At 45.7% G+C, this 12141-nt stretch carries 10 protein-coding genes; 6 read left to right on the top strand and 4 right to left on the bottom strand.

Annotated features, from left to right (window positions below; genetic code table 11):
* Position 1: 1 nt before the first annotated feature.
* The 3 genes from gspE to gspC form a co-directional block, all read right to left on the bottom strand.
* The gene (gspE, locus tag ACVBIO_RS19080) at positions 2 to 1570 is read right to left on the bottom strand and encodes a type II secretion system ATPase GspE (RefSeq protein WP_447161080.1); all 1569 of its coding nucleotides are present in this window, start codon (positions 1568 to 1570) and stop codon (positions 2 to 4) included.
* On the bottom strand, positions 1563 to 3713 hold the full coding sequence (gspD, locus tag ACVBIO_RS19075) for a type II secretion system secretin GspD (RefSeq protein ID WP_447161079.1): 2151 nt from the start codon (positions 3711 to 3713) through the stop codon (positions 1563 to 1565). The genes gspE and gspD overlap by 8 nt, the downstream gene beginning before the upstream one ends.
* 83 nt (positions 3714 to 3796) lie before the next feature.
* The gene (gspC, locus tag ACVBIO_RS19070; RefSeq protein WP_447161078.1) at positions 3797 to 4714 is read right to left on the bottom strand and encodes a type II secretion system protein GspC; all 918 of its coding nucleotides are present in this window, start codon (positions 4712 to 4714) and stop codon (positions 3797 to 3799) included.
* Positions 4715 to 4982: 268 nt separating this feature from the next.
* Here gspC and hslR point away from each other — a divergent pair, with 268 nt between their 5' ends.
* The 6 genes from hslR (at position 4983) to ACVBIO_RS19040 (ending at position 11107) form a co-directional block, all read left to right on the top strand.
* A complete protein-coding gene (hslR, locus tag ACVBIO_RS19065) occupies positions 4983 to 5381 on the top strand; it encodes a ribosome-associated heat shock protein Hsp15 (RefSeq protein WP_447161077.1) in 399 nt (132 codons plus the stop codon).
* 39 nt (positions 5382 to 5420) lie between these two features.
* Positions 5421 to 6281 (top strand): Hsp33 family molecular chaperone HslO, encoded by an 861-nt coding sequence (gene hslO / locus ACVBIO_RS19060; protein ID WP_447164606.1) that lies wholly within the window; start codon positions 5421 to 5423, stop codon positions 6279 to 6281.
* Positions 6282 to 6535: 254 nt separating this feature from the next.
* On the top strand, positions 6536 to 8077 hold the full coding sequence (locus ACVBIO_RS19055) for a phosphoenolpyruvate carboxykinase (protein WP_447161076.1): 1542 nt from the start codon (positions 6536 to 6538) through the stop codon (positions 8075 to 8077).
* 302 nt (positions 8078 to 8379) lie between these two features.
* Entirely contained in the window at positions 8380 to 8802 is a 423-nt protein-coding gene (locus ACVBIO_RS19050; protein ID WP_439268082.1) for a hypothetical protein, read from the top strand.
* On the top strand, positions 8799 to 9008 hold the full coding sequence (locus ACVBIO_RS19045; protein WP_447161074.1) for a helix-turn-helix transcriptional regulator: 210 nt from the start codon (positions 8799 to 8801) through the stop codon (positions 9006 to 9008). The genes ACVBIO_RS19050 and ACVBIO_RS19045 overlap by 4 nt, the downstream gene beginning before the upstream one ends.
* A 242-nt stretch (positions 9009 to 9250) precedes the next feature.
* The gene (locus tag ACVBIO_RS19040) at positions 9251 to 11107 is read left to right on the top strand and encodes a M14 family metallopeptidase (protein WP_447164598.1); all 1857 of its coding nucleotides are present in this window, start codon (positions 9251 to 9253) and stop codon (positions 11105 to 11107) included.
* Between the two features lie 107 nt (positions 11108 to 11214).
* Here ACVBIO_RS19040 and ACVBIO_RS19035 read toward each other — a convergent pair whose 3' ends face one another.
* Positions 11215 to 12018 carry a class I SAM-dependent methyltransferase gene (locus tag ACVBIO_RS19035; protein ID WP_447161072.1) on the bottom strand — a complete coding sequence of 268 codons (804 nt, stop codon included), beginning with the start codon at positions 12016 to 12018 and terminating at the stop codon, positions 11215 to 11217.
* Positions 12019 to 12141: the final 123 nt, after the last annotated feature.

Raw genomic sequence — 12141 nt, 5'->3', positions numbered from 1 at the left:
CTTACTCCTCTCGAGTGACACGCAGCACTTCTTCAAGGGTCGTTTTACCCGCAAGCACTTTACTCATACCGTCATGACGAATGCTCGGCACTGATTGACGAATGTGTTTCTCGATAGCGAGCTCGCCTCGACCAGTATGGATAAGTTCACGTACGGTATCATCGACAGTTAATAACTCATGAATACCCGTACGGCCACGGTAGCCATTGTGACCACATGCCAAACATCCCTTGGCACGGAAAATAACCCGTGTATCGTCACCGGTAATACCTAACAACTCTCTTTCACGATCATCTGGTATGTGCGCCTCTTTACAGCTTGGGCACAGAGTACGAATAAGACGCTGAGCGAGTACGCCGAGTAAACTTGAAGAAACCAGGAAAGGCTCGACACCCATATCTTGCAAACGGGTAATCGCGCCCGATGCAGTATTGGTATGCAAGGTTGAGATAACCATATGGCCTGTTAGCGATGCCTGAACGGCAATCTGCGCGGTTTCAAGATCTCGGATTTCACCAATCATCACCACATCAGGATCTTGACGCAAAATAGCACGTAAGCCACGGGCGAAGGTCATATCCACTTTAGTGTTAACTTGAGTTTGACCAATGCCTTCAAGCTCATATTCTATTGGGTCTTCAACCGTAAGAATGTTGGTGTCTTTTGAATTAAGTTCAGTCAGACCTGCGTACAGCGTGGTACTTTTACCCGAACCCGTTGGACCGGTCACCAAAATAATGCCATGTGGTCTACGAATAAGTTCATCAAACTTATGACGCACAGACTCCGTCATACCCAGCTGCTCTAAATCTAAATTACCGGCATTTTTGTCGAGAAGACGCAACACCACTCGCTCACCATGACTTGATGGCATAGTCGATACACGTACGTCTACCGCACGGCCAGCAATACGCAGTGAAATACGCCCATCTTGTGGTACGCGCTTCTCTGCAATATCTAGACGCGCCATCACTTTAATACGCGATACTAACAAAGATGAAAGTTTACGATTCGGCTTGAGGACTTCTTTCAAAATACCGTCAACACGGAAGCGTACAATTAACTGCTTCTCGTAGGTTTCGATATGAATATCTGACGCTTCTTCTTTGATAGCCTCAGATAATAATGCGTTAATTAACTTAATAATCGGCGCATCATCATCGCCCTCTAACAAGTCTTCAGTTTGTGGCAACTCTTCGGCAAGAGTGAATAGATCCATCTCATTGCCAATATCTTCCATCATCTGTTGCGCTTCAGAGGAGTTAGCCTGATAAACTTGAGTTAAACGCGACTCAAACGCAGCATCTTCAAGCTGAATAAGCGGTAACTCTTTACCGCAATAACGGCGCACCTCAAGCAAGGCGCTCAACGGTGTGCTTTGCGCATGATATAGCGATAATTCACCTTCATCAGTCGCCAATGCCACTTTAAAACGGTGTGCGAAGGCAAATGGCAAACGCTCTTTGCTATTTGAATGAAAGACCAGATCGGCCTCTTGTTCAGATACTAGCCCAAGCTCGTTAGACACTTTTGCTAGATCTTCATCGGCTTGAATTTGACTCTCACTCATCTGCGGATTCTTTATCTGTCACGGTTTCAGCATCGGTAGTTTGTTTGCCGCTATCAGCGTCTTTACTATCAGAGATGCTCTTAAGTGTCGGGTCGGTTTGACGCATCTTAGTGTCTAAGCCTTTACCTGCTTTGTAACGATTTAGTACTTCGTTAACATCATCGGGTAGATACGCTTCTTGATCCCACTCTTCGAGAATGGGCACATCGGTATTTGGCATTAAGTTAACGCCACGCTCTTGCTGCTCAAGCTGCAATGCGCGGAAGTAGTTGTACTTACGCCCAGCAATACCTTCCATAGTGATACCATCACGAATAATCGTTGGCTTAATAAATACCATCAAGTTGGTTTTTTTCTTACCGCTAGAAGACGACTTAAACAGATGACCAATAATAGGAAGATCGCCCAGGAATGGTACCTTTTGCACCGACTCTTGTACTTCTTCTTTAATCAAACCACCAAGCACCACAATTTGGCCAGAATCTGCCATCACGGTTGTCGTTAAACGGCGAGTAGCAAACGTCACGTCGACACCGGTTTTACCATTGATGCCAGACACTTCCTGTTCAATCGTTAGCTTAACCGAGGTTCCTTCGTTGATTTGTGGTACCACTTTAAGCTTAACGCCCACCTCTTTACGTTCAACGGTTTGGAATGGGTTGCTGTTACCATTACTGGAGTTTTGGCTACCGGTAAGAATAGGCACTTCATCACCGACGATAAATGAGGCTTCTTGGTTATCAAGCGTGGTAATTGAAGGTGTTGCCAATACATTTGACTTAGTATCGCTTGAAACGGCTTGGATCAAGGCGCCAAAGTCGCCCATCGCCACACCCCACGCCATACCGTTGACCTTACCCAGTGCTTGCGCAAGTAAAGTGATGTCGCCTCGGGTATCTGGGTTCTCGGTACAAATAGTGCCGTCACAAACGGTTGATCCCTCTTCCCCTTGCGCCTGCCAAATACCTGCACCAATTTCACCAATGGTAGGACCTAAGTTATTAAACTGAGTTCCACCGCCAGCTTCTGTCGCCCACTGAATGCCAAAGCCAACATCATCGCCTTCTCCGACCTCAACGATAATCGCTTCAACGAGCACCTGTGCGCGGCGAATATCGAGCTGATTGATGACGCTTTCAATGGTGCGCATCTGATCTGGCTCGGCACTGATCACCAAAGCATTGGTATCGGCATGCGCCATAATATTGATTTCGTTACGACGCTTACTGCCACCGCCTTGAGGCGCGCCCTTGTCATCAACAAGCTGCTCAGCAAAGCCCGTTAGCACTTCAACTAAGTCTTCTGCATTAGCGTAACGTAAGTAACGCACCTTAGTGTTGCCACTGTTTGCTTGTTCAGCATCCAGTTTTTTAATGAGTTTAACCACACGCTCACGGCTTTTTTCATCGCCACTCACGACGACGGCATTGATACGCTCGTCCGCTACAACTTTTGGCGCCTGACCCGGCATCTGCGCTTGGTTTGCAGTAGAGCGATAAAGGGTATCGATGATACGAACAATTTCACCCGCTGATGCGAATTCCAGTTTTACCACTTCAACAGCGGTGTCACCTTGCTTATCAACACGACGAACAATTTCGACTAACTTATTCACCACAGCCGCACGGCCAGAAAGCATCAATACGTTTGAAGGATCGTAGTTAACTACGTTACCGCCACCGGCATTATCGTTAAGCTGCCTAAGCAAAGGGGCAAGCTGCTTAGCTTCGGTGTTATAAAGGGCGACAATACGCGTCACCATCTCGTCGCCGAGTCCTGGTGCATTATCATCGGCAACACGGATAGCTGCCGTCTTAGCATCTTTATCTTTAATCACCTTGATGATGTTGTTGTCCATTTCGACAACCGCATAACCATAGACTTGCAATACATTGAGAAAGAATTGGTAGTATTGTTCGTCGGTAAGTAGATCGTAACTACGAACGTTTATTTTGCCACGAACGGTAGGGTCGACAATAATTGTCCGGTCCAAGTTTTTACCAACAATATTGATAAACTCTTGAATATCAGTGCCTTTAAAGTTAGCCGCATATTGCTCAGACCAAGCAAGTTGAGGCGCCAATAAAGAAGCCCCCATCACCATACCGGCGATTAGTCTGCGTCTAATCCGCTTATTATTCATTGTTATACTTCCCCTAAACCCTTTCGTTGCGGCAAACTAAAATTTTGTATTACTGCAAATTCTATTGTTATCTTCGGCCAAGATTACTCTGGCAGACTAAACATAATTTCGACTAACTGACCATCTCGCTCAACCATTAAGGCGACTTCTGTCATTTCAGGTAACTGCGCCATCACTTCTAGCGCCTGCCCCATATCAGTCAAGTCATAGCCATTAATTGATTTGGCTAAATCATTGGCTTTAAAACCAGCCTGCTTAAACAGTTCTCGATCTTTACCCGGATTAAGCCTATACCCACTCAGCTCTCCAGCGCTCTTCACTGGCGAAATTGATAAATAGTCGGTTATCTTACCCGGATCGGCCAAAATGGCTTCTCTGGATTGACTCAATTCAGCAGCTACCGTGCGATTATTGCGATTATCGATAGTTTTACCTTTAGATGCACTCTTGGCTTTTTGCAACTGTTGATTCGCTGCGCCGTTGGTATCGTAATCCAAACCGTCTAGCATCAAGGTCTCGTAACGACCACTATTGGTAATAATAATGCGGTCGGCATACACCTCTTTGAGTGAGGCTGAAGTCCCTTTAATCTTGTCACCTAAGCCGTAAGTGTCTTGACTACCACTAGAGGCGATAACCGCTAACCCTTTCTTTTCAGTCGTCGAGGCCACGACACCAGTCAGCTGAATAGAAAGTGATGTTTTAGGGGCATCGGTAATAATTTCTTCAACCGGAGCGGCTTTAGGCTTGGCACCCGCTGCATCAGGCTGACCAAAAAGGGAGAGTTGTTGCAGACCAAGAATATTGACTTGGCCGCTAGCATTGCTTGCCACAGGGGTAGGTACCCAGCGCGTGGTCGCTGAGTTCTCAGGTACTAATTTCCATGTGATTTGAGCTAATAAGTAAAGAGCTATCAAAAGCCCAATGCTAAATACCGCCGTGCTGACGGGCTTTTGAGGCACACCAGCCGCTTTGGTTAAAAACTTATCTAATAAATCCATATTTATGTGGACCCTCTGTACAGGTCTCTGTTCTGATTATAATAATTTAGTAAATCCTGACTCATGCTAACCTACACTGCTTTTAGCAACAAGACCATAACTGCAGCAATGTTGGCGATAATTGACCGGATATGCTAACTTTACGCGCCTAAAAAGGGTGTGAAGCCTGCCACTATTTTACCAGCCAGACAGTAAAGATTTGTATATTCCTGCTGAGCTTGTGAGCTCACCCTACTTTATAATAGTTAATTTCTCACTGGAGTCGCTCATGAATGACGACGAGCAACAAGCAATTAAAGTAAGGCTTGATAAATGGCTCTGGGCTGCACGCTTTTATAAAACGCGCGCCATCTCAAAAGAGATGATTAATGGTGGTAAAGTACACTATAACGGTCAGCGAGCAAAATCGAGCAAATACGCAGAACTTGGCGCCACCATTAGATTACGACAAGGCTATGACGAAAAAGAGATTGTCATAGTCAAATTGTCAGAACACCGCCAAAAAGGGTCGATAGCACAAACCCTTTATGAAGAAACACCGCAAAGCATAGCCAAGCGAGAAACCTATGCTGAGCAGAGACGTTTAAATATTCTTAATAATCCCGCTCCCGAACAGAAGCCGGATAAGAAACAACGTCGCCAGATTATGCGCTTTAAAGAAAGCTAAAAATTGGAAAACGAAATGAACGAACAGATGAACGAACAGATGAACAAAGACAACCTAAATCGTTACCTATTTGAAAACGCTAGCGTACGCGGCGAATTGGTACAGCTAGAAAGCAGCTACCAAGAAGTACTTGCAGCGCATGAATACCCACTAGCTATCCAAATGCTATTGGGCGAGCTAATGGCGTCAACGTCATTACTAACCGCGACCTTAAAGTTTAGTGGTGATATCAGCATCCAACTGCAAGGTGACGGCCCAGTATCGTTAGCGGTAATCAACGGTAATAACCTACAACAGCTGCGCGGCGTATCACGTTGGAACGGCGAGATTAGCGACAATGCTAATCTGCAGCAGATGTTTGGTAAAGGCTATATGGTTATCACACTAACGCCTGATGACGGTGAGCGTTATCAAGGTGTTGTCGCGCTAGATAAAGAAACCCTAGCGCAATGTTTAGAAGGTTATTTCGAACAATCTGAGCAGCTACCAACCAAAATCAAGCTATTTGCCGACACTAAGCAAGCTGCGGGTATATTCCTGCAAGTATTGCCAACTGATGGCAATCACAACGAAGAATTTGAGCACTTATCAATACTGACTGAAACCGTTAAACAAGAAGAGATGTTTACGCTTGAAGCGGAAGAGATATTGCATCGCTTATATCACGAAGAAGAAGTCCGTTTATTTGAACCTGTCGCTGTGACATTCAAATGTACCTGTTCAAAAGAGCGCAGTGCAAAAGCCATTCGCACAGTAGCAAAAGAAGAGGTCGACTCTATTCTTGCTGAAGAAGGTCAAATTGAAATGGGCTGTGAATACTGTAATAGCAAATATATCTTTGACTCTATTGATGTTGAAGCCATCTTTGCCGACGCTCAAAGTAGCAATATCACTCAATAAATACCGTTGAGCTTACGCGTTTAAACAACCAATTAAAGGTGCTCTAAGAGCGCCTTTTTTATATTCAAAATTAAGTCTAATTCATTTTAACTAGCCTATAAAAATGTCAACAAAAAACACTCCAAAATCACTTTTTGTCATTTTTTTTGATCTAGAGCACACATTCATATCTGCATACGTTACAATCCTCACAAATAAAAGCTGGCGCTATAGATCAGCACACAATTATAACCTTAAAGATGGAGACCTTACCTATGCCGGATGGATCAAACCGCGAGTACCTTAACCTTTCAACAGGCCAATTAGTCGAACTTGCGTTAGCGCGTGGGGAAGGCGAATTGACCGCTAATGGTGCTTTAGTTGCAAAGACGGGTGAGCGCTCAGGCCGTTCTCCTAATGACCGCTTTATCGTTAAAGAGCCAGGCTCTGAAGCTGATATCGAATGGGGAGCAGTAAACAAACCTTTCGAAGCCGATGCATTTACCGCACTTTGGAACCGCGTAGAAGCTTACCTGAGTGATAAAGATACCTTTGTATCAAACTTAGAGGTCGGCGCAAGCAAAGAGCACTATCAACCCGTAAAAGTCACCACTCAATACGCATGGCACCAGCTGTTTGCTCGCAACTTATTCATCGTACCTGAAGAATTTAATGTGGCCGACAAGCCAGTATGGCAGATCATGAATGCACCAGGTTTTGAGTGTGTTCCTGAGCGCGATGGCACTCACTCTGACGCGACTGTCATTATTAACTTTGCCGAGCGTAAAGTCCTGTTAGCAGGCCTTAAGTATGCTGGTGAAATGAAAAAATCGATGTTCTCAGTACAGAACTTCTTGCTACCCGCTAAGGGCGTATTGCCAATGCATTGCTCGGCTAACGTTGGCAGCGATGGCGATACCACGCTGTTTTTCGGTCTATCGGGCACAGGTAAAACGACCCTTTCAGCCGATCCTAAGCGTTTCCTTATCGGTGATGATGAGCACGGTTGGGCACCCGGCGGTGTTTTCAATATCGAAGGCGGTTGCTACGCAAAATGTATCGATCTGAGCCAGAAGAACGAGCCAGTGATCTGGGATGCGATTCGTTTCGGTACCGTGCTTGAGAACGTCGTCACCGATGAAAATCGTGTACCGGATTACACCAATTCAACACTGACAGAAAACACCCGTGCAGCATACCCGCTGGAGCATATCGCACAGCGTAAGCTCGATAACTGCGGCGCAGAGCCACATGCGGTAGTGTTCTTAACCTGTGACGTTTCAGGTGTTCTGCCACCAGTATCTAAGCTGACCAAGGAGCAAGCCGCTTACCACTTCTTGTCGGGTTATACCGCTAAAGTAGGTTCTACTGAGATGGGCTCAACAGCCGCTATTCAGTCGACTTTCTCAACCTGTTTTGGTGCGCCATTCTTCCCACGCCCAGCAGGTGTTTATGCTGAGCTACTGATGAAGCGTATCGAGTCTTTCGGTAGTCAAGTTTACCTGGTTAACACAGGCTGGACTGGCGGTCCACACGGTATTGGTAAGCGTTTTGACATTCCAACAACTCGCGCTATTGTCGATGCCATCGTATCAGGTGAGCTAAAAGACGTTGAAACTGAGTACTTAGAGAAACTAAACCTACATGTACCCGTAGCCATCCCTGGCGTAGACAGCAAGTTACTCAACCCTGTCAACACGTGGGATGATAAAGCTAAGTATGCCGAATTTGCTCAGCACCTTGCTGACAGCTTTAAGGCTAACTTCGAGAAGTATCAGGTACCGGATTCAATCAAAAATGCCGGCCCTAACGCTTAATAAGCTTTAAGCCCAGCGCCCAATTTTGAGCGCCACAATAAGCGAAGTACTGTCAAACTTAGTATTTTACGCTAATAAGGATCCCAGCCTATGCTGGGATTTTTTTGTCTAAAACCTCCTAAAACCACTTATAAATTAGATAGCAACCTCAAGTGCCCTCAGTACTCGTTCTAAATAAAGGTGTAAAGCCAAGCAAACTTAAAGTAAAGCAAGCTTGACTTGTGATTTTCAAGCCGCTACTGTTTAAGTCAAGCAAGCTTTACATCGATAATATTAAAGCCAATACACAAGGAACTGTAATCATGAAAATCATCGAAGCGATATGCGCCAAGGGTTTACCTAAGCGCGATCTTAAAAATGCCAATAGAGTGAATCTACTAGCGCTCTTTTGGGCGCTCACATTAATGATAAGCATCTTTTTAAGTGAGCATGAATTACTCAACAGCGGCTTGTTAATCACCTTAGCATTTTCCATACACACACTTATCGGTATTGCCATGTTGGTATCTTATCGACATTTTCTCGTACAGCTCGATGAGATGGAGCGCAAGGTGCAGCTCGATGCCTTAGCGTTGTCGGTTGGCGTCACAATTATTAGCTTTTCCAGCTATTCAATATTGGCAAATAGCGGTATTGTGCCGCCACTCAATGCCGCCTACCTCATTGCGTTAATCGCTGTGACTTACATGGTCGGCATTATTAAAGGAAGGATCAGTTACCGATGAAGAATCGTCTAAAAGTGCTCCGAGCTGAGCGCGACTGGACCCAAGCCGACTTGGCAGACAAACTCGAAGTCTCTCGCCAAACCGTTAATGCCATTGAAAAAGGCAAGTATGATCCGAGTTTGCCGTTAGCTTTTAAGGTGGCGCGGTTATTTGCAATGCCAATTGAGGCCATTTTTGAAGATGAAACTGAAGTCGCCATCAGCTAGGCCGACGCTCCCCATGCAACTTGAATCACGGATGGTTTGAAATTAGCTGCGACGCATAAATATATAGGCCTTAGGCTCCTCACTCAAACCTAAGGCCTATCTATATCTGCACCCATTCGAAAGTTGAAAGCAATTGAAACTCATATTTAGAAACAGTTGCGCTGTTGCACTTATCACTCGTTTAAGGAAATATAACCGCCTAATAATAATTCAAAACAGATCTTAAGATTGGGTACCCGACCATGCGCTTAACCCCCTTATCGGCCATCGCCTTATTGGCTGTCAGCACGAGTAACTTCAGCCTTGCGGCTAACCAAGCCAGCAGCCACGACCATGCTGCATCTCCTCAATTAGCCACCACCTATATCAACGATGGGATATTGCCACCCATCATGCCTTGGCATGGCGATAGCGAGTCTTTACTCGTGGCGGCAGATGCTGATTGGGCGACACCCTTTGAACAGAATGGCCTTAAAACCAGCCCCAGCTATGACGAAACCTTTGCCTGGTTAGACAAACTCATTAGCCAAAGCGATATGCTGAAAAAAGTCAGCATTGGACAGAGTCCGCAGGGGCGTGAGATCTGGATGATTGTCGCCTCAAAAGAGGGTTTCGATGATGCAGCAAGCTTATCAAGCAACAACAAGCCTACTTTACTGGTGCAGGCAGGGATCCACTCTGGCGAAATTGACGGTAAAGATGCAGGCATGATGTTGCTACGCGATATCGTGTTTAACGGTAAAGCTGAGCTACTCGATAAGGCCAACTTACTCTTTGTGCCTATTTTCAGTGTCGATGGTCACGAACGCTCAAGCGAATACAACCGGGTGAATCAAAGAGGTCCGGTTAATATGGGCTGGCGCACTACAGCGCAAAACTTAAACCTAAATCGAGATTACGCCAAAGCCGACACCCCAGAGATGCAGCATATGCTACGGGCGATCAATATTTGGCAGCCAGACTTGTATATCGACGTGCATGTTACCGACGGCATCGACTATCAATACGATGTCACTTTTGGCTACAACCTAGCCCAAGGACAGAGCCCTGCGATCTACAACTGGCTAGAAAACAGCTACCGCCCCGCCATAGAGTCATCATTGACCGAGCAAGGACATGTGCCTGGACCATTAGTATTTGCGATAGATAATGCAGACATCACCAAAGGCATGTCATTGTGGAACGCTAGCCCACGCTTTTCTAACGGTTATGGTGATGCGCGTCATCTGCCGACTATTTTAATAGAAAATCACAGCTTAAAACCGTTTAAACAACGGGTACTCGGCACCTATGTGATGCTCGAATCCAGCCTTAAAGCCATTGCCAACGATAGCACCAAGCTGAAATCTGCAATTAAGCAGGACAAATATCGCTATTCACCTAGAGTCACCTTAACTTGGCAACAAGAGCAGCAAGCACAGGGCTGGGACTTTAAAGGTATTGGCTACACGCTAGAGCAAAGCGCTATTAGTGGTAACGATATCGTGCGCTGGAACGGTGAGCCTAAACTATATGCCAACCTGCCTGTCATTGGCGGCACGAAAGCCGATATCAAGGTTAACCGTCCTGATGCCTATTACATTCCACCACAGTGGCAAGAGGTTATCGAGCGTTTAAGTGTTCACGGTATTCGCATGACGACACTAAGCAAACCAACAGAACTCACGCTACAACAATATCAATTTTCCGAGCCAAGCTTTGCCAATAATGATTATGAGGGGCGTCAACGTGTAAAGGCGACAGTCTCTAGCCAGGCTATAGACGCCCAGCTACCTGCTGGTACCGTTCGCATCGATACAAAGCAGCCTTTAGGCGATCTCGCCATATTGCTACTTGAGCCACAATCGCCGGACTCCCTGTTCCAGTGGGGATTTTTCAATCCGATATTTACTCGTACCGAATATATTGAAAACTATGCCGTAGAACCACTCGCCGCGCAGATGCTAAAGGATGATCCCGCTCTGCTGGCTGAGTTTGATAAGTCACTTAACGACCCTGAGTTTGCCGCAAACCCCAAGGCAAGGTTACGCTGGTTCTATGAGCGAAGCCCATACTTTGATAATCAATACCTTAAGTACCCAGTGCTAAGAGGCCACTAATTCTGCCGCTCTAGTATTCAAACATACGAAAACAGCGCCTCTTGGCGCTGTTTTTACTTCAAAAAGCGTGCCCAACACCTTTACCGATAAGGTATTTCCCGCCATTTTTAGCGCTTTTTAGTCGCAGATATCGCATAGGTTAACGGCAAACGCTGCCCTTTTTGCTCAACAAAATAGCGCTGTCGCTGCTCAGAACCTTGCGGCAGTTCCACTTCGACCAATTCTTCAGTTAAGCCCTCGAAACAGTTATAGGGGCTAAAGGGGAATTCATCTAACGAGTTAATTTCTAGCCCTGCTTTGATCAGCGCGTTAATCACATCAGACAACGAGTGCGACCAACTCATAAAGGTATGGGTATCGTCATTAGCGTTCTCGGTATAGGTCACTTCATCTTCTATATCGGGCGCATCTTGATGAAAATAGCTATAGCCCTCAAACACTGCCTGCGCTGGGTGGAACTCCACCATATAAAACTGGCCACCAGCCACCAACTTGCTCGCTATTATTTGCGCCCACTTATCGAGATCCGGTAGCCATACAATCGCACCATATGAAGTAAAAACCAGATCAAACTGTTGGCTTATGCTTTCTGTCACGCTATACACATCACTACAAATAAACTGCGCATTTAGCTTAGTCTGCTCAGCAAGTGACTGCGCCTGAGTAATCGCGGCGGGCGATAGATCGACACCGGTAACATTGGCGCCCATACGTGCCCACGACAAGGTATCGAGGCCAAAGTGACATTGCAGATGCAGTAGATTTTTACCTTTAACCTCTAAGTTAGCCAGCTCTATCTCTTGCAGTGAACTCTTACCCGCAAGAAAACCTGCGACATCATAAAACGCTGAAGTAACGTGGGTCTGTACACGCCTATCCCAACCTTGCTGGTTAACTGATAAATAATCCATTTCTGTTTCCATACATGATTTTAAAATCTAGCTCGAGTATTAACGAGTTCTAGGTTCTAGGTTCTAGGTTCTAGGTTCTAGGTTCTAGGTTCTAGGTTCTAGGTTCTAGGTTCTAGGTTCTAG

This window comes from Shewanella sp. 0m-8 (assembly GCF_052977265.1).
Note: the sequence above shows the minus strand (reverse complement) of the source record. Positions and strands in the feature narration are given on the sequence as shown.